We start from the raw sequence: 19,164 nt of genomic DNA, 5'->3' as shown, positions 1-19,164 counted from the left end.
CTCATTTAGCACTCGCCTCAGCCGATGCGGCAGCAGCTTTGACTTCTGGCTCTTTAAACTTGGCACCACCCGCATTGGCAAGATGCACAACAGCGCGTGCGACTTCAACATCGTCGAGGTCGGGATTGCCGCCTTTTGCTGGCATGGCGCGCAGACCGCCTATAGCGTGCTCTATGACCTTGTCATATCCTTGTGCAATACGCGGGCCCCATGCGCCAGCATCGCCAAATTTTGGAGCACCTGCCGCGCCGCTATCGTGGCAGGCAGCACACACCATTTTGTAGACGGCTTCGCCAGATTGCAATTGCTTAGGACCACTCACATCTTTAAAGGTGTAGCCTTCATCAGCCACTGGATGAATCCGGGTAGCAATAGCTTCCGGACTTTGTGCATTCGAGCCTGCGCCGGTTTGTTTGTCACTCGATACAAATTTTACCAACAGGACAATCACAATAATCGGCACCAGGAATCCGGCCAGCACAGCAAGGATCAGTTGTTTAGGTGTTTTAATCGCTGATTCGTGTTCGTCGTGCGCGTCGCTCATGATGTCCTCGTTGAAAATAGGTGTAGGGAAGCTTGCCAGCAAGACCAGATCGGCAGCCTGAAAGCGAACGATTATAGAGCCAAAGATTAGGGTTGGGAACGCACGCCATCTGAGCAGAAACAAGAAACGTGTCAATTTTATGTGCTAATCGACAATTTATGCCTAGTGGTCCTTGGACTATGGGTAAATTAGGGTAAAATACCGCGCTTGCAGTAAATCATCCCCGCGCCAGTAGCTCAGTTGGATAGAGTACAGCCCTCCGAAGGCTGGGGTCGCACGTTCGATTCGTGTCTGGCGCGCCATTATTTCTCCCTTAGCAAGTCGCCAACTCATTTTCATCCCCCAGAACTTCGCAAAGTTTGTGTTGTAAAACCAACGTAGTGTTTGTAACGCTGTCATGGCAGTTTCATGTCCAGCGATTACAATCAGCCTATGGGTATTTCCTTCTCTACATTGCTGATATCTCGTTTCTTGCTTATTACTCTGCTGGGAGCGTCCTGCCATGCGCACTCGGCGGAATTGACTATCGTCACCGAGCATTTACCCCCGCTGAGTTATGAAGAGCATGGTGTTGTCACGGGTTACAGCACGGAAATCGTTAATGCAATTTTGCGTAACGCCAATCTGCAAGCCCCGATACAGGTTTTACCGTGGGCCCGTGCCTATCAACTTGCACAGACCCAGGCAAATACGCTGATATTTTCGATGACCCGTACAAAAGAAAGAGAACAAGAATTTGTATGGATAGGTCCGGTCAGCCCGCGACAAATACATTTGTATAAATTAAAAAGCCGCAAAGACATTCAGATCCGGGCTCCTGCCGATATGCGGGCTTATAAGATAGGCTTGGTCAGGGAAATGGCTTCCAGTAAAGAGCTGATCAGGAATGTTGCGATTGAGGACAAGCATATCGATTACGCACCAACGGTAGACTCAAATATGAAAAAGTTTCTGCTCGGCAGGGTTGATCTGATCGTTTCTCAGGACTGGAGCGCAGCCTATTTGATGAAAACCTTGGGCAGACATCCGGATGAACTGGAGAGTGTGCTGTTACTGGACAATAAGCACCAGTATTACCTGGCCATGCAAAAAGATACTGATCCGGCATTACTGCAAAGAATCAGACAGTCATTTGAAAAAGTACAACAGTCTGGCCTGATGGAAAGACTCAGAATCAAATACATGCGCTAAACTGCCCTGCATTCCCCTCTGAGGCAGAAATGTTAACGCGATTTATCCCTACCATTCTGATTCTGTATTGTGCTGCTGTCCTGACCAGCCCACAAGCCTGTGCGCAACAGAATGTAGTGCGCCTGACGTCGCTGGAATGGTCGCCCTATGTGACCAAAACCCTGCCGGGCGATGGCATGACCGCCAGCATCGTGCGGACGGCGGCGCAATTGGGTGGGCTGCGCACAGAAATCAACTATTTCCCCTGGAGCCGGGCGGTACAGGATGGACTCAATAGTGAGCAATTCGATGGCTATTTTCCGGCTTTCTATCTTAAAGAAAGGGAAAAAGACTGCTACTTCTCCGGTAGTCTGGGCAATAGCATCATAGGATTTGCCAGTCTCCGCGAAGCCCATTTCGACTGGGAAACTTTGAAAGATCTGAAGAAATTTAAAATCGGTACCGTCCACGAATATGCCAACGGCGAAGTGTTCGACGCCATGGTCAGACAGAAACAGTTATTGGTTGATAGCGCACCGTCTGATATCAGCAACTTGCGTAAGTTATTGGCAAAACGGGTGGATGTGATCGTGATTGATAAGTGGGTGTATAAGAGTCTGCTGATCAGTGATCACAGCCTGGGGCCAGAGAAGCAAAATATCGTATTTCATCCTAAGGAACTGACCGAGTTTTCTATGCATATCTGTTTTCAGCGCAATGCCAAAGGACTGGCAAAGCAGAAAGCTTTTAATGGCGGTCTGGAAAAACTGCATATCAAAAAAATGGAAAACCAATATTTCCAGCAACTACAGCTATCGTTCAGTGAACCGATATGGCAAATGAGTCAGTCACAAGCAAAGTTCTAACTGCGCTGATTCCGGGGATTTTTGCTCATGCAGACGCACACCGACACCCAGCAAACGTACTGGCAACTGGCGACGTTGAAAACCGGTCTGTAGCAGTTGCCGGAACAAGTCTGCATCCAGCTCGCGGGAGACACACTCTACAGTCGTGATACGAAAATCCGAGAAGCGCAATTTGACGTAGAGCTTGTGGATATGCGGCAATGCATTACATGCACTGGCGCGCCGCTGCAAATCACCGAGCAAGGCAGGTAACTCAGCGAGACAAGCTTCTGCACTGGGTAAATCCTGCACATAGGTTTCTTCCACACTCACCGACTTGCGTTCGCTGCTGACGATAACCTCTCTTTCATCCACGCCACGTGCCAGAAAATACAGGCTGCGCCCCAATTTGCCAAAATGCTGCAACAAGTCAGGCAAAGACCAGCTCAGTAAATCAGCACAAGTCTGTATGCCTAGCTGATGCAACCTGGCAGCCGTCACCTTACCAACCCCAAATAAGCGGGCCACAGGCAGCGCCGCGACAAAATCGGGAACCTGATGCGGCAAAATCACAAACAGACCATCGGGTTTATTCCAGTCACTGGCAATTTTTGCCAGGAACTTATTCGGTGCCACACCTGCCGACGCGATGATGCCGACTTCGCTTGCGACCCGTGCCCGGATAGCCATCGCTATCCTTGTTGCGCTGCCCTGATAATGAGAGGAAGCACTCACATCCAGATAGGCTTCATCTAATGAAAGTGGTTCAACCAAGTCTGTGTAGTCGCGGTAAATCGCGAGGATCTGGCGTGACGCAATCCGGTATTTTTCCATTGCAGGCGGCAGGATCACCAGCTCAGGACAGCGTCGTACTGCCTGCGACATGGGCATGGCCGAGCGCACACCGTAACGCCTTGCCTCGTAATTACAAGTCGCCACCACACCACGCTGATCGGGACGCCCACCCACAGCGAGCGGCTTTCCGCGCAAGGAACTGTCATCACGCATTTCGATGGCAGCATAAAAGCAATCACAATCGCAATGAATAATTTTCTTCAATACAACACCAACTGTTTGATCGTGGAGGTAAGCAGGCTGAATATAGTAGCTGTCAAGCCCAATAATACTGACCATAACTGTATATACATCCAGCATTTTTTGCAAATGTAGACTTTTTTTGCAGAAAATGTTTATCGCCCATGCAACTGTTTCAGTTTTACGGCATAGTTTTATATGTCAGATTGAAATACTGCATTCCAGTTGCTGTGGAACACGCTATTCTTCTGCTGTCATTTCGCTGGTACCGCCAGCATTACAGGAATCCTATTTATGAAAAAAATCCTCACACTCATTTCTGCATTGGTACTCGGTATGTCACTGCACAGCGCTCATGCAGCTGGCAATGCCCCGTATGATGAGACCGCTGACGCACCGGCTGCAGTAGGAGCCGCGCTGAAGCAGGCGCAAGCCAGTAAAAAAAATGTGCTGCTTATTTTCGGTGCGAACTGGTGCAAAGACTGCCTGGAACTGGACAAGTCCATGCATGGCCAAAGCGCAGATCTGATTGCAAAAAAATTCGTGGTGGTCAAAGTGAATGTGGGCCAGTTTGATAAAAACAAAGAACTGATCGAGACCTACGGTAATCCGACCAAAAAAGGGATTCCGGCTGCCGTCGTTTTAAAACCTGACAACACCGTATTGTTTGCCTCCAAAGGTGGTGAATTGTCAAATGCACGCCGCATGAGTGAACAAGGCGTGTATGATTTCTTCAATCAAATCGTCACACAGCACCAGTAATTCAGTCTGAACAGACGACACTTACAGCGTCAGGAGCCACCTGACGCTGCTCCCCGATGACGTTTCGCGAGCGTAGGTATGACCGGTAGCCAGCCCATCATCAATGCAACGCCAGCCGAACCAGATGCCGTCAGCGCGGCGCTTCTGCAACGTAGTCATGCTTTACTCAATAACTTCTCACGCTGTCTGCCTGGTATGTTTTTCCAGTTTCAGCGCTGTTCAGAAAGTCGCTTTTTTTTCCCTTATGTCAGCGCCTCGGTCGAGACCCTGTTCGGCGTCAACGCTGAGCAGCTCAGCGTTGATGGGGCCATCCTGTTTTCCAAAGTACATCCTGATGACTTGCCCGTCCTGATACTGGGCATACGTGAATCGGCAGCCAGGCTGACCGTATGGAAGCATGAGTATCGTATTACCACGCCGGAAGGCAGGGAATGCTGGGTAGTGGGTGACGCTACCCCGGAACGTCTGCCAGACGGTAGTGTACTCTGGCATGGTTTTGTCAGCGATCAGACTGAGCGTAAGCAGACCGAGCAAAAACTGCAGGCGGCAGAGCAGCAGCGTCGGCTGGTCATGAAATCGTCGAATCAGGGTTTGTACGATATCAATCTGCAGACCGGCATGGGCAGCTTTAGTCCTGAATATCTGCAATTGTTGGGCTACTCCAATGAAGACTTTCCCGATCCTGACAGCTTTTGGGAATATTTCTGGACCGAAGGCATCCATCCCGACGATGTCGCCGGGCTCAAGCAAGCCTATCAGCGTCATTACTCGCAGCAGGCCGAAGGCGATTACCATGCGGAATTCCGGCAAAAAAACAAGGCGGGACAATGGCGCTGGATGATGTCTGTCGGCGCCGTTGTTGAATGGGATAGCAACCATCGTGCGGTGCGCATCGTGGGCACACATATCGACATCACGGACCGCAAGCAGACTGAAGAGCAAATCAAACTGAATCAGGATTTGCTCAACGCCAGCAAAAATCGCTACAAAGAATTAGCGCGTGAGCTGGAAATTCTGATTGCGAATGCGCCGGTTGGCATTATGTTTGTCAGCAATGATCTGATCGTCAGGGCGAATCATGTGCTGGCCGCGCTGTGCCACTTCCCCAATGCACAAGCGATGATAGGCGCACTGACCAGTTTTTTATTCCTGACTCCTGAAGATTATCTGGCCTTCAAAGAAACCGTGAAAGCGCCTTTACTCGCGGATGAACCGGTAGAACTGGAATGGAAGATGCGGCGCATGGATGGTAAGCCATTTATCGCCCGGCTGGCCGGGCGTGCTCTGCCAACTGAAAATTACCAGAAAGGCGCGGTCTGGATGATAGAAGACATCACCGGACAGCGCCAGACGCTGAATGCCTTGCGCGACAGTGAGAGTCGGCTCAAGCGCCTGATGAATTCCAGCCTGATCGGCATCGTGCAAGGCAATCAAAGCCGTTACCTGATCGACGTTAATCATGTTTTTTGTCAGCTATGTGGCTATCACCGCGACCAGTTACTCGGCGAACCCTATATTTGGAAAGAATTGCTGTCTGAAAATGACCAGTATCTGTGTAAGCTGGCCTACAACGAGTTAAACGAAACCGGTACCACAGCCCCTTTCGAAATCATGCTCAGACATGCAGATGGCCATACGGTTCCGGTTCTGGTCGGGATTAATCATCTGGAAAACTCCAAGCGGGAATGGGTGGGCTTTGCGATGGACATCAGCGACCGCTTACGCATCAATCAACTTAAAACAGAATTTATTTCCGTGGTCAGCCATGAACTGCGCACGCCACTGACTTCGATCCGTGGCTCACTGAGTCTGCTGGAATCCGGCGTAGCGGGTGATCTCAGCGAACCGGCGCGGCAACTGATACGGATCGCACATAACAATAGCAAGCGCCTCATCAAACTGGTCAACGACATCCTCGATATGGATAAACTCAGCAATGGGAAAATGCCAATCAAATCTGAGCCTGTCGATTTAATAGCCTTGCTGAACAGTACAATCGAGTCGAATGCAGCCTATACCAGCTCGCTGCAAGTGGGCCTGGTTCTTGAACAGGAAGTGCTGTGTGCCACCAGTCTGGGCGACTACGACAGGCTTATGCAAGTGATGGCGAATCTGATTTCGAATGCTGCGAAGTTCTCGCCCGAAGGCGAGAGCGTGGTGGTCAGAATCGCCAGGCGGGAACAGGACTACCATATTTCGGTCAGTGACCGTGGACCCGGCATCCCGCCGGAGTTTCAGAGCCATTTATTCGAGCCCTTTACCCAGGCCGATGGCACCAATACCCGCCAGCAAGGCGGTACCGGTCTGGGATTGGCCATCACCAAAGCGCTGGTAGAAGGCATGGGCGGACAAATCCATTTCAGCAGTCAGGCTGGCAACGGCACCACCTTCTGGTTCAATTTACCGGTGTTTCCCTGATCGGTAAGCGGCCGGGCTCAGACCGGTATGCCTTTGAAATGCGCGGCGCAGGCTGCGGCTGTCTGAGTAATCAAGCTGAGCCGCAATGTCTTCCAGATCCATACCTTGCAGCAACAGACTCTTGGCACGCGTAATACGCTGCCTGTCACTTTGAGCTGAATACGAAATACCCTCTCTGGCCAGTAAGCGGTGCAAGCTGCGCGGACTCAGTTGCAAAGCTTGCGCCGCCTGCGCAATGCCATGATTCGCACAAGGCAGCGCCAGCAACTTCTGTAGCAGGCTTTGCTGTCCCAGCACACCGAGCATCGCTAACTCTTGCTCGCAGGCTGAGCGGGCCAGCATGACTTGCACCGGGTCAGATCGTGTCAATTCCTGTTGCAGCTGGCAGGCATCAAAATACACCTGATTTCTGTCTGCACCAAACATCACAGGACAGTGAAAAAATGCCTCGTACACAGAGCGGTTACCATCATCGCAAATGCGGAATTCCGCGCGCTGTAAGCTGAAAGGCAGCGGGCACAGCTGGCGTGCCGCATTGACTGCGGTTGCCAGGTGATCAATCGCCAGTACATCTTCCAGTTCAGCATCTTCAAACAAGGCACAGGCGACCAGCGCCACACCTTCGCTTTGCGGTTCCAGACTCAAATGCATCATGGCACCGGCGATTAACTGATAATCGAGTCCAAAGCGCAAAGCATCTGCCAGATTCGCTTGCGCTGCCATCCCGGCCGCCAGGTAGCTCAACTGCGGCAAGGCTTTGCGTGCGCCGGACAAGACGCCGAGCTGATTTCCCAACTGATGCTTAGCGAGCAGCAAGGCTTCGCGCGCCTGCACATAGCTCAGTCTGGGCTGGGCTTGATTGCCTGGCTGTGCTTCCAGCGCCAGCAAAGATGCTGACCACTGCCATTGCTGTTCCCGTGCCAGGCTCAGCACGCCGCTGAGCGGATGCAAAGGAAACACAGCATCTTTCACAGAGAGCAGTGGTGGCGCAACAACAGATGGCATAGGAATACAGTGCTGATGAGGGGTTGGCAGGATTTGTCCTTACCGGAAACGAACGTGCGTTCTACTATGCTGACAACGTACACTGCTTGCCTGCTTTCGGCAACGCCGTGCTGCGAAAAAACAAAAAAACGACAGGAGACCGTATGCAAACTGAAACTGATTACATCGTAGTCGGCGGCGGATCGGGCGGCTGCGCCGTCGCCGGACGGCTGAGCGAAGACCCGCAACTAGGCGTGACTATGCTGGAGGCTGGCGGTGCCGGCGACAGCTGGGTCGTCAATACCCCGGCCGGGGTGGTGGCGATGTTGCCGACCCGCCTCAATAACTGGGCTTTTGAAACCGTACCACAACCTGGCCTGAACGGCAGACGCGGCTATCAGCCGCGCGGCAAGATGCTGGGTGGCTCATCCGGTCTCAATGCCATGGTCTATATCCGTGGCCATCAGCAGGATTACGATCATTGGGCGTCACTCGGTAATAGCGGCTGGTCATATCAGGATGTACTGCCGTATTTCATGCATTCAGAATGCAATGAAACCCATGGCCTGCCGCTGCATGGTCAGTCCGGTCCGTTGCGAGTCAGCGAATTACGCAGTGACAATCCTTTCCAGCAGCATTTTCTGCAGGCCGGACAACAGGCTGGTTTCCGCCTGAATTCCGATTTCAACGGCAGCGAGCAGGAAGGGGTAGGCATTTATCAGGTCACCCAGGGTGATGGGGAGCGCTGGACTGCCGCGCGTGCCTATCTGCGCCCGCATCAGGGCAAGCGGGCTAATCTGCAGGTAGAAACCGGCTGTCAGGTAACCCGCATCCTGTTTGAAGGCAAGCGTGCCTGTGCTGTTGAGTATCTGCAGGGCGGGGTACGCAAAACCCTGCGTGCCAGACGCGAAATCCTGCTGGCCGCTGGCGCTTTCCAAACCCCGCAATTGCTGATGCTGTCTGGCGTAGGCGATGCAGCACAGTTACAGGCAATGGGCATCCCCGTGCTTCAACACTTGCCGGGTGTGGGCCAGAATTTGCAGGATCATCCGGATTTTGTGTTCAAATACCGTGCCAAAAGCCTGGATCTGCTTGGCATTTCTGCGGCTGGCACTCTGCGCATGGGCAAAGAACTGTTGCGTTATCAGCGGGAGCGGCGCGGCATCCTGTCCTCCAATGGTGCCGAGGGTGGTGCCTTCCTGAAAACCGATCCATCACTCAGCATGCCGGACATCCAATTGCATTTTGTGATCGCCATGCTGGACGACCATGCACGTAAGCTACATCTGGGACATGGCTATTCCTGCCATATGTGCCTGCTCAGGCCTAAGAGTATCGGCGATGTCAGGCTCGCGAGTCCGGACCCGCTGGCGGTACCGCTGATTAATCCGCGTTTCCTTGAGCATCCTGAGGACATGGACAACATGGTCAAAGGCTTTCGCCTGACGCGGCGCATCATGGATGCACCGGCGCTGGCCAGCCTGCGCGACAGCGACTTCCAGACTGCTGCGGTACACAGCGATGATGAAATCCGCGCCGTCATACGCCAGACCGCCGATACCGTGTATCACCCGGTCGGCACCTGCAAGATGGGCGTCGATGCGATGGCGGTGGTGAATCCACAATTGCAAGTCATTGGTCTGCAAGGCTTACGGGTGGTGGATGCATCGATTATGCCGACTCTGATTGGTGGCAATACCAATGCGCCAGCCATGATGATAGGGGAGAAGGCCGCTGCGATGATACGAGATGGTTTGAAAAACCAGGTGTGAATCTATTCAGCCACCAGACCTGACAGCACACCGGGCGCAGCAGTTTTGCGTCCGGTGCTGCTTGTCTGGCTGAGTTGGCCTCAGCGCACTAACTGCGGCGCAGGCAAGGCAGGGCGCGCTTTTTCAAACGCATAACCTAATTGCAGCAATCTCGCTTCACCCCAGGCATGTCCGAAAAACGAGAGCCCGACCGGCAAGCCACGTACCAGCCCCATTGGTACCGTCAGATGCGGATAACCCGCAACCGCTGCCGGTGTACTGGCACTCCCTTCGATCACATCACCCGCTTTGTAATCGATAGGCCAGGCGGTGCCAGTCGTCGGTGCGATCAGTGCATCCAGACCATGCCGTCTCATGGTGGCATCGATACCTTGTATTCCTGCCTTTTGCCGGACACGTGCCGCCGCTGCCAGATAGACCGGATCCTGCAAACCGCTGGTAGCCTGGGCCTGTTCCATCAAATCCTGAGCAAAGTAAGGCATCACCCGTTCGGCCTGCGCCTGATTGAAAGCAATCACATCCGCCATCTGCCTGTGCTTCACCGTGGCCGGAGTCGCTGCCAGATACTGATTCAGGTCGGCTTTAAAGTCATATAGCAAAACCGTCAGTTCATCTTTATCGAGCTCCTCCAGCCCTGGCAAATCCACCTCAACCACGGTCGCGCCTGCGGCTTTCAAGGTAGCCAGTGAACGCTGAAATAAGGCTTTGGTTTCGGCATCGTAGCCTTCTGCCAATTGCCTGACCAGACCCAGCCTGCGCCCTTGCAGGCCATTGCGGCTTAAGCCTTTAGCGTAATCTTTACTGCGACGTTTATCAGCTTCCAAGGTCGCCGGATCGGCCGGATCGCTACCCGCCATTACATTCAACAACAGCGCCGCATCTTTTACCGTCAGTGTCATCGGTCCCGCCGTATCCTGGGTATGACTGATAGGCACAATACCGGTGCGGCTGACCAGCCCTACAGTAGGCTTCAACCCGACCAGGCCGTTCACAGAAGCCGGGCAGACGATGGAGCCATCAGTCTCGGTACCGATCGCAGCCGGTATCATGCGTGCCGCCACCGCTGCGCCTGAACCTGAGCTGGAACCACAGGGGCTGCGGCTCAGATCATATGGATTACGCACCTGCGCACCGGCACTGCTCCAGCCACTGGTCGATTTGGATGAGCGCAGATTGGCCCATTCACTGAGATTCGTTTTACCGACGATCACCGCACCGGCAGCACGTAACCTGGCCACCAGCGGCGCATCTTTTTGCACCAGATTATCGGCCAGCGCGAGTGAACCGGCCGTTGTGATCATGCCTTGCGCATCGATATTGTCTTTCAATAGCAAAGGCAGGCCAGTCAATGCACCTTTGTATTTTTTTTTGCTGATCGATACGTGCTGCGACTTCCTTAGCCTGCGGATCCAGCGCTTGCACCGCACCAGTCGCCGGATTGCGCGCGGCAATCTGCTGCCCGTAATACTGCAAGAGTTCGGTGGCGCTGAGCTTGCCGCTGCGCAGCGCACTTTGTTGCTGCTCCAGGGTAGCCGGCATCTCCGCAAAGCTGCTGTGGGTCGTGAGCAAAGTAGCTAACATCAGGCTGAGTCGGGAAAGTTTCATCGTTACAGTTCTTTCTTTACCAGGTTGTGGAATGATGCAGAGCGATGCCTGCAATACTGAAGAATGCGGATACTGCCAGCAGCAGCGCCAGCGCGCGCACCAGCGGGGTTTTTCCGCGTTTTAAAGCAAAGCTGCCAGCCACGATATACAGCAGCAAAGCCGCCAGTTTCAGCGTCAGCCAGTGTTGTACCAAAGGGTATTGCTGAGTCAGCCACATCAGGCCGACCGCACTCATGAGCAGCCCACTGTCAACCACATGGGGCGTGAGCCTGACCCAGCGCAGTTGCAGGCGTTCCGGCCTCGTCCAGCGCCAGTAAGCACGCAAACCAAACAGAGCACCACTCAGCAATGCAAGGCTGATATGCAGATGTTTTAACCACAGGGTGTTCAATCCTCAGCTCCAAATACCATGACATGCAGGCGATACTACCCGAAATTGTTGTGTGTGCTGTAAGCGTTCATGCAGGATGTGGTAAAGCTGACATAGAATATAAAATTATCATTAATCCTCTTTGCTGAAATCTTCACGTATGGAATTCATTCATCTCCGCGCAGCCGATGGTGCAACGGCAAAAATCAGTCCCCTCGGTGCTCATGTCTGTTCATGGATACCTGCTCAAGGCAAGGAACAACTATTTCTGAGTCAAAAAACGGAATTCAAAGAAGGGGTGGCGATACGCGGGGGCATTCCTGTGATCTTTCCGCAATTTGCAGGTCTCGGCAGTCTGCCCAAACATGGCTTTGCGCGCACCGCACTGTGGCAGGCGGATACCCCGTTTCTGCAAGAGGATGGTGCCGCAGTGGTGGAATTCCATCTGAAGGAAAACATCGCCCGCCTGACGATCTGGCCTTATGTATTTCAAGCCACCATCCGGGTGCAGCTGCTTGCACAGCAATTGCAGGTGACACTGACTGTGCACAATAGCGGTGACACTGCCTTCAGTTTTACCTCAGCACTGCATACCTATCTGGCAGTCAGTGAGCTGAGTCAGGCGCGCTTGCTTGGTTTGCAGGATTGCCGTTATCGTGACAGCGTGCTGGCTCAGGATAATTGCTTAGAACAGGATGCGTATGTGCAGATCAATGGCGAAACCGACCGCATTTACCGTGATGTGCCAGATTTACTGCGCCTGGAACAGGCGCATCAGCGACTGGACATCCGGCAGCAGGGATTTAAGGATGCCGTGGTATGGAACCCCGGACCCGCTGCCGCTGTCAAACTGCCGGACTTTGAATCCGGAGGCGAACAAAAAATGTTATGCGTCGAGGCTGCAGCGATCAGCCAGCCTATACACCTTGCACCCGGTGCGCATTGGAGCGGTAGCCAGCTCTTGCAATGCGAACTGCTCGCCTGAGGAATACAGCATCCCCCTGTGCTGACGACACGAAGGGAAACTCTATTGGCCAGCAGCTGAATTTGCTGCTGACTTTAACCTGACACAATGGAAAAAATATGCCAAATGCCACAATCACTTTGTCTCTCAAACCTGTATTGCGCTCGCTGATACTCGGCGGCGCTCTGCTGTTCACCGCACCGCTGTTGCTGGCGGATAGCCTGCCTAAGGGCGTCAGTCAGGTTACCAGCGTAGAAGGCATCACTGAATACCGCTTACCGAACGGCCTGCGCGTATTGCTGATGCCAGATGCCAGCAAACCTACTGTTACGGTCAACATGACTTATCTGGTTGGCTCACGCCATGAAAACTATGGCGAAACCGGTATGGCGCATTTGCTCGAACATCTGCTGTTCAAAGGCACGCCGGGCAATCCGAAAATTCCGGAAGAATTCAATAAGCGCGGCATGCGCATGAACGGCACCACATCGCTCGACCGCACCAATTACTACGAGTTATTCCAGGCCAATGACGACAATCTGAAATGGGCGCTGGAAATGGAAGCCGACCGCATGGTCAATTCCTTCATTGCTAAAAAAGATCTCGATACCGAAATGACGGTCGTGCGCAATGAATATGAACGCGGTGAAAATTCGCCGGGCAGCGTGCTGATGAAGCGCATGCAAAGTGTGGCCTATGACTGGCATAACTATGGCAACTCCACCATCGGCAATCGCAGCGATATCGAAAACGTCAAAATCGACAACCTGCAAGCATTTTACCGTCAGTACTACCAGCCAGATAACGCGGTCCTGCTGGTCGCGGGTAAGTTCGATACTGCAAAAGTTTTGCAATGGATAGATGGCGCCTTCAGCAAAATCCCTAAACCTAAACGCAGCCTGCCACAGTTATGGACAGTAGAGCCAACCCAGGATGGTGAACGTAATGTGATCGTACGCCGCAAAGGCGATGTGCAGTTTGTCATGATAGGCTATAAAGTCCCATCCGGCCTGCATCCTGACCGCGATGCGCTCAGCTTTGCGGGCAGCGTGCTGACCAGCGCACCGCATGGCCGTTTGCATAAGCAATTGGTGGAGACCGGCAAAGTAGTGCAGGTATTTTCTAGCGCCGTCGGTCAGGTTGACCCTGGTTTGTCCATCATCGGTGCGGTGGTGAAAAAAGGCGAATCGGTGGATGCCGCACGCGATGCCTTGCTGGCCGCGATAGAAGATTTCAAGAAAGCGCCACCGAGCAAAGAAGAAATCGACCGCATCAAACGTGATACGCATAATTTTTTCGAGAAAATGCTGAACAATCACGAGTCCATCGGCATCAGCATGTCGGAATACATCGCAATGGGTGATTGGCGCTACTTATTCAAAGACCGCGATGAAGTCGATAGCATCACACCGGAACAGGTGAATGAAGTCGCCAAACGCTATCTGGTGCGTGACAATCGCACCGTTGGCATGTTCATCCCGGAAGACACACCACAGCGCGCAGAGATCCCGGCTGCACCCAGCATGGCTGAGGTGATGAAAGACTTCAAACCCAAAGCCTCAGTGCTGAGTGGTGAAGCCTTCGATCCGGCGCCGGCAAATATCGATAAACGCACAGAAATCACCCAGATCGGCAATCTGCAAGTCGCTTTACTGCCTAAAAAGAACCGTGGTGAAGCGGTCAATGTCTCGCTGAATCTGCACTGGGGTGATGAAAAGAGCCTGTTTGGTAAGAGCACAGTCTCCAGTCTGGCTGGCAGCCTGCTGATGACTGGCACCAGTAAGTACAGTCGCGCTCAGCTGGCGGATGAAATGTCGAAGTTGAAAATGAGCGGTGGCCTGTACTCCTTCCAGACCACGAAAGAACATCTGCCAGCCGCACTGGAACTGGTTTCGCATGTGTTACGTGAAGCGAATTTCCCGGAAAGCGAATTCATCCAGTTGCGGGACCGCGCCATCGTCGGCCTGGAAGCCTCACGCAATGAACCTGGCTCTATCGTGAACCGCGAATTGGGTCAGCATTTCAACAGCTATCCGAAAGGCGACTTCCGTGCCGCGAAAACACTGGATGAAAGTCTGGCCGATATCCGCGCCGTCAAGCTGGCAGATATCAAAGCCTATCATGCAGACTTTTACGGTGCCTCTAAAGGCGAGATCGCGATAGTCGGTGACATGGATGTAGCGGCAGCCAAAGCCGCAATTGCCAAAGCCTTCGATGGCTGGACCAGCAAAGCGCCCTACACCCGCATGGTCAGCAAGCGGAATGATCCGGCTGTAGTTCGTAAAACCTTCCATACACCGGATAAGGAAAACGGGGTTTACTCCAGCGCCATGACGATTACTATGCGCGAAGATGATGCCGATTATCCAGCCCTGCGTGTGGCAAACTACATCTTCGGTGGTGCCGGTATGAATTCACGCATCATGGAACGCATACGTCAGAAAGATGGTCTGTCCTATGGCGGAGGTTCCAGCTTATCGGTCGGTGAAATCGACCCGGTTGGCAGTTTCGCGATCTCAGCCACGGCAGCGCCGCAAAATTTGGAGAAATTGGAAATCGCGATCCAGGAAGAACTCAAGCGTGCCCTGAAAGATGGCTTCACTGCCGAGGAACTGGCGAAAGCGAAATCCGGCATGCTGCAGCAACGCGCACAAGGCCGCACCACCGACGGCGCCTTGACAGCAGGGTGGACCAATCACCTTGAACTCAAACGCAACTGGGCATGGTCACAGGCGATGGATGACAAAATTAAAAATCTGACGCTGGAACAAGTCAATGCCGCCTTCCGTCAATACGTCAATCCAGCCCGTATGAGCACCTTTATCGCGGGCGATGAGGTAAAGGCAAAAGCCGCGCAGGCTGCTGCCGTACCAGGCAAGTGATGAAGTCAATTCGCTTGCCTGGTTTTACTTAGGTATGCGCAACTGTCAGGCACCAGCTGTAAGCGGTGCCTGATTTTTTATTTTCAGGATAAAGCTGCTAAGGCTACATGTTGGAACCGGCAGCAGTCATCTTACGTTTCTTGTGTTTTACCTCCGTCCTCCAACCATTATGCGCACACTCCTGATTGCACTGTTCACATGCTACACACTGGCCGCGCCGGTCACACCAGCGCAGGCTGCCAGTAACCCGCCGCTGATCGCCAGCGCAGAAGGTATTTCCGAATACCGCCTGCCGAATGGCTTACGGGTATTACTGATGCCGGACAATAGTAAAAATACCGTCACGATCAATATGACTTATCTGGTCGGCTCCCGGCACGAGAACGCGGGGCAATCGGGTTATGCACATTTGCTCGAACATATGCTGTACAAAAGCAGCCAGCAATTCCCAAAAATCGCTGAGGAAATCAGCCGGCGTGGTGGCCGCTGGAATGGCACCACTACCGATGACCGTACCAATTTTTTTGAAATCATTCCTGCTTCTGAGACAGAGCTGGACTGGATGCTGGCAATGGAAGCCGACCGTATGCGCAATGTGCGCTTTAGCGCGGACGAACTGCGGCGTGAAGTCACGATAGTCAAAAACGAGCTGGAACTACGTGAAGGGAATCCGTATAACAGCCTGATGCATCAGGTGAAGGCGGTCGCATTTGACTGGCATGGCTATGGACATATTGCGATTGGCGAACGCAGCGATCTGGATGCCGCCCAAACCGCTGAACTGGAACAGTTTTACCACCGCTACTACCGCCCGGACAATGCGGTCTTGCTGGTGGCCGGACAGTTCCAGCCTGAGCAAGTATTAGGCAGTATTCAAAAATACTTTGGCAGCATACCGAAACCGGCGCAGTCACTGCCGCTGATCGCAACGGTAGAGCCAGGGGCTTTAGGTGAACGCAGCGTCATCGTGCGTAAGCCCGCGAATTTCAGCGCGGCAATCGAGGCTTACCATGTCCCCTCCGCGCTGCATCCGGATTTCGCGGCGATTAAATTCGCTGCAACCGTAGTGTCATCTGAGCGGGAACAGCGCGATGCCGATCAGTCTTTACACCGCTTATCGCACAGCATGTACAGCCTGAGTCCTGGTATGCGTGACAGCGGTCTGATTTATTTCATCACGCGCCAACAATCGGCTAAGCAAATTGAAGACCAGAGCAAACTGATGCAAAAAGCGATAGATCAGTTTCCGCAACGCCTGATAAGTGAGCAGGATTTGCGTTTCTTTAAAGCGCAATTTGCCGCTACCTATACCCGTACGCTGGATGACCCGGAGGCGCTGGCGATACGTCTGTCCGAATATATTGCGCTGGGTGACTGGCGCATGTTTTTTGTCGAGAAAGCCAGAATCGCTGCTCTGACAGCCGAACAGGTACAGGCCGCTGCCAAAAAATATCTGAAAAAAAATAACCGCATTTCCGGCCTGCTGTACGCTGAGCCAAACCAGCCAGTGGAGATACCCGCTGCGCCAGATGTGAACGACATCCTGAAGCAATTCAAACATGTGGATGAATACGCACCGGTCAGCGGCTTTGATGCATCTTACGATAATCTGATGGCACAATCTCAGCGTATCAAGATAGGAAATATCGAGGTCGTGCTGCTGCCCAAACCCAGCCGTGGACAAGTCGTCACGGTAGATTTACGTCTGCACTGGGGTAATCTGCAATCCTTGCATGAAAAAAAATGGCTGGAATATTTTACCGATCAGGCGCTGCTCAATGGCGCGGGCCAATACGGGAAAGAAAGCCTGGAAGCAGAACGTGCGCGCTTGCATATGCAAGGCAGTGTCAGACATTTTTCCACCACCAGAGCCGATTTGCGCGAAGCACTGAGTCTGATGATGCTGAATCTGAAGCAACCCGGCTTTGGGCAGGCGATGGACATCGTTGCCAGACATCGCGTTTCGCTGGATCTGGAAAGGAAAACCCCCCTACGTAAAATCGAAGACCGCTACGCCCAGCACTTCAACACTTACCCGACCAGCGATCCGCGCCGGCTGGAAACCAGCCAGCAGAGTATCTCTGAAATGAATGCCATCAAAAGCGCTGACTTTTTTGAGTTCCATAAAAATTTTTATGGTGCGAGCAGCGGTCATCTGGTGATCGTCGGCGATTTTGAACCGCAAGATGTGCTGGCCAGCCTGACGCCGGAATTAAGTGGCTGGGATAGTAAATCGCCTTATGCCGAAATTCATCAGCAAGCGCCGGAGCGTCCTGCCATGTCAGCCAGCATCGATACGCCGGGTGAGAGCAGTGCCTACTTTTATGGTCGCCGCTATCTGTCTGTCGGTAAAGCACATCCGGATTTTCCGGCACTGGTGGTAATCAATTATTTGCTGGGGCAAGCAGGGCTGGAATCCCGTCTGATGCAAAGACTGCGTCAGCAGGAGGGCTGGAGTTACAGCGTGCAGTCACAATTTTCTGCCGATCAGACTGATCCCTATGCACGCTGGGATATAGTCGCCAGCAGTGCTCCGGAAAACCTGCTGAAACTGCGCCAGGCAGTGACTGAAGTGTTGCAGAATGTCCAGCAACAAGGTTTTCTGGAAGCCGAGCTGAAGAAGGCGAAGCTGAACATCGCACGCGCAGATGCGCAGCACCGGCAAAGCAATCAGCAACTGGCGGATATGTGGAATGCCGCCTTGCATGAAGGTCAGGATCTGCGCGTATTTCAGCGTTTGGAAGCATCGATACAGGCACTGACACTGGAACAAGTCAACCAGGCGGCGAAAAAATATGTGCTACCGGAGAGCTGGAGCGTAGTGACGACGGCCGATGCAGCAAAAGCTGGCAAGGCTGCCTCTACCAGATAAGTGATTGAATAAATGGCCGTCACTCCTCAATGCAGCCCCGACAGTACGCACTGCCGGGGCTGCATTGTGACAGCGCTTTATTTGTATTTTTTCTCTATTGCCGCATTACTGCCGTCGCGTTCCATTTCTTTCAGTATCTGGTTGAAATGGTCCACCTTCTCCTGCGCCATGCCGGGATGACAGGCCAGATACATCTCGGTCTGATTAAACTGAAATAAAGGGACGATTTGCTGCTGCAAGCCTTGCTGCTTCAGGATGGACAAGCCCAGCAACTCACCGGTAGCCCAGTAGTCAAAGCGCCGGTACAGTAATTTACGCGGATTATCGGTGTCATAGCTGGCCAGATCGACTTTGTAAGAGCGGGTGGCCAGATATTCAGCCACCGCGTCATTGCGATAGCCACCCAGGGTATAAATACGCAGTTCTTCCAGCGTTTTTGGATGGCGGGTATCGTCAGCACGCGCGAAAATCGTCCAGTTATTTTTGACCAGCGGCCCTACCCATTTGAATAAGGCTTCGCGTTCAGCGGTGCGGGTGGTGGAGAATACGCAAGTATCAGGGTCACGCTGACCCATCTGATAGGCACGTGACCAGGGTAATAAGCGCAGTGTGTATTTTTCTCCGGCGCGCTGCATCAGTTGCCGCACTTTGTCTGTCGCAATTCCTGAAATCTCAGTACTGCCGTTCTGCTGCATATTGAAGGGCGGGTAGTCCTCTGTCACCAGGGTGAGCGGGGTATGGGTCTGCGCCGGTGTCTGTGCTTGCACCTGAACCAGTGTCATGACAGACATGGCCCATGTCGCAATCAGGCACAGACAGGCTTTGCGCACGTTTCTACCTCTCGATTAGTCAGCGTGTATATGCAAAGCTTACTAAATTTCAATTTAGAAACAAGTACTGCGCAGAAAATATTAACAATGTTCACATTCTGACGGATAGCA

15 protein-coding genes and 1 tRNA gene are annotated in these 19,164 nt (G+C 52.9%); 9 read left to right on the top strand and 7 right to left on the bottom strand.

Going from position 1 to position 19,164, the window contains the following annotated elements:
• Position 1: 1 nt before the first annotated feature.
• Positions 2-544: a c-type cytochrome gene (locus EYB48_RS07040; RefSeq protein WP_162019605.1), complete on the bottom strand. Its 543-nt coding sequence runs from the start codon at positions 542-544 to the stop codon at positions 2-4.
• Positions 545-769: 225 nt separating this feature from the next.
• Here EYB48_RS07040 and EYB48_RS07035 point away from each other — a divergent pair.
• The 3 genes from EYB48_RS07035 (at position 770) to EYB48_RS07025 (ending at position 2,580) form a co-directional block, all read left to right on the top strand.
• Positions 770-846, top strand: a tRNA-Arg gene (locus EYB48_RS07035).
• 106 nt (positions 847-952) lie between these two features.
• Positions 953-1,735 carry a substrate-binding periplasmic protein gene (locus tag EYB48_RS07030; protein ID WP_162019604.1) on the top strand — a complete coding sequence of 261 codons (783 nt, stop codon included), beginning with the start codon at positions 953-955 and terminating at the stop codon, positions 1,733-1,735.
• A gap of 29 nt (positions 1,736-1,764) precedes the next feature.
• A complete protein-coding gene (locus tag EYB48_RS07025; protein WP_162019603.1) occupies positions 1,765-2,580 on the top strand; it encodes a substrate-binding periplasmic protein in 816 nt (271 codons plus the stop codon).
• On the opposite strand, the gene dinB is transcribed toward EYB48_RS07025, so the two are convergent.
• A complete protein-coding gene (gene dinB, locus EYB48_RS07020) occupies positions 2,563-3,618 on the bottom strand; it encodes a DNA polymerase IV (protein ID WP_268895122.1) in 1,056 nt (351 codons plus the stop codon). The two genes, EYB48_RS07025 and dinB, sit on opposite strands and share 18 nt — an antisense overlap.
• Before the next feature lie 270 nt (positions 3,619-3,888).
• Between dinB and EYB48_RS07015 the strand changes: the two genes are divergently transcribed.
• On the top strand, positions 3,889-4,356 hold the full coding sequence (locus tag EYB48_RS07015) for a thioredoxin family protein (RefSeq protein ID WP_162019601.1): 468 nt from the start codon (positions 3,889-3,891) through the stop codon (positions 4,354-4,356).
• 78 nt (positions 4,357-4,434) lie between these two features.
• Positions 4,435-6,774 (top strand): PAS domain S-box protein, encoded by a 2,340-nt coding sequence (locus EYB48_RS07010; protein WP_162019600.1) that lies wholly within the window; start codon positions 4,435-4,437, stop codon positions 6,772-6,774.
• Here the strand turns inward: EYB48_RS07010 and EYB48_RS07005 are convergent.
• Positions 6,757-7,779: an AraC family transcriptional regulator gene (locus tag EYB48_RS07005; RefSeq protein WP_162019599.1), complete on the bottom strand. Its 1,023-nt coding sequence runs from the start codon at positions 7,777-7,779 to the stop codon at positions 6,757-6,759. The genes EYB48_RS07010 and EYB48_RS07005 overlap by 18 nt on opposite strands.
• A 143-nt stretch (positions 7,780-7,922) precedes the next feature.
• Here EYB48_RS07005 and EYB48_RS07000 point away from each other — a divergent pair, with 143 nt between their 5' ends.
• Complete coding sequence (locus EYB48_RS07000) at positions 7,923-9,530, top strand: GMC family oxidoreductase (protein ID WP_162019598.1); 1,608 nt, start codon at positions 7,923-7,925, stop codon at positions 9,528-9,530.
• Positions 9,531-9,610: 80 nt separating this feature from the next.
• Here EYB48_RS07000 and EYB48_RS06995 read toward each other — a convergent pair whose 3' ends face one another.
• From EYB48_RS06995 to EYB48_RS06990, 3 genes are read right to left on the bottom strand one after another with little or no spacing between them, the layout of a single operon-like run.
• A complete protein-coding gene (locus EYB48_RS06995) occupies positions 9,611-10,858 on the bottom strand; it encodes an amidase (RefSeq protein ID WP_235934985.1) in 1,248 nt (415 codons plus the stop codon).
• A complete protein-coding gene (locus EYB48_RS19060) occupies positions 10,794-11,135 on the bottom strand; it encodes a hypothetical protein (RefSeq protein WP_202927707.1) in 342 nt (113 codons plus the stop codon). Before EYB48_RS19060 ends, EYB48_RS06995 begins: the two co-directional genes overlap by 65 nt.
• 16 nt (positions 11,136-11,151) lie before the next feature.
• Positions 11,152-11,526 carry a SirB2 family protein gene (locus tag EYB48_RS06990; RefSeq protein WP_162019597.1) on the bottom strand — a complete coding sequence of 125 codons (375 nt, stop codon included), beginning with the start codon at positions 11,524-11,526 and terminating at the stop codon, positions 11,152-11,154.
• 139 nt (positions 11,527-11,665) lie between these two features.
• Here EYB48_RS06990 and EYB48_RS06985 point away from each other — a divergent pair, with 139 nt between their 5' ends.
• From EYB48_RS06985 to EYB48_RS06975, 3 genes are all read left to right on the top strand, one after another.
• Positions 11,666-12,490 carry a D-hexose-6-phosphate mutarotase gene (locus EYB48_RS06985; protein ID WP_162019596.1) on the top strand — a complete coding sequence of 275 codons (825 nt, stop codon included), beginning with the start codon at positions 11,666-11,668 and terminating at the stop codon, positions 12,488-12,490.
• Positions 12,491-12,588: 98 nt separating this feature from the next.
• The gene (locus tag EYB48_RS06980) at positions 12,589-15,351 is read left to right on the top strand and encodes a M16 family metallopeptidase (RefSeq protein WP_162019595.1); all 2,763 of its coding nucleotides are present in this window, start codon (positions 12,589-12,591) and stop codon (positions 15,349-15,351) included.
• 169 nt (positions 15,352-15,520) lie between these two features.
• Positions 15,521-18,223, top strand: coding sequence for a M16 family metallopeptidase (locus tag EYB48_RS06975; RefSeq protein ID WP_162019594.1), 2,703 nt, complete (start codon positions 15,521-15,523; stop codon positions 18,221-18,223).
• Between the two features lie 77 nt (positions 18,224-18,300).
• On the opposite strand, the gene EYB48_RS06970 is transcribed toward EYB48_RS06975, so the two are convergent.
• Positions 18,301-19,053, bottom strand: coding sequence for a substrate-binding periplasmic protein (locus tag EYB48_RS06970; protein WP_328823291.1), 753 nt, complete (start codon positions 19,051-19,053; stop codon positions 18,301-18,303).
• Between the last annotated feature and the right edge of the window lie 111 nt (positions 19,054-19,164).

Source organism: Cognatundibacterium crateris, assembly GCF_010078235.1.
Taxonomy (GTDB): Bacteria; Pseudomonadota; Gammaproteobacteria; order Burkholderiales; family Burkholderiaceae_D; genus Undibacterium; species Undibacterium crateris.
The sequence above is the reverse complement of the archived record's forward strand: the minus strand, read 5'-3'. Positions and strand labels throughout refer to the sequence as shown.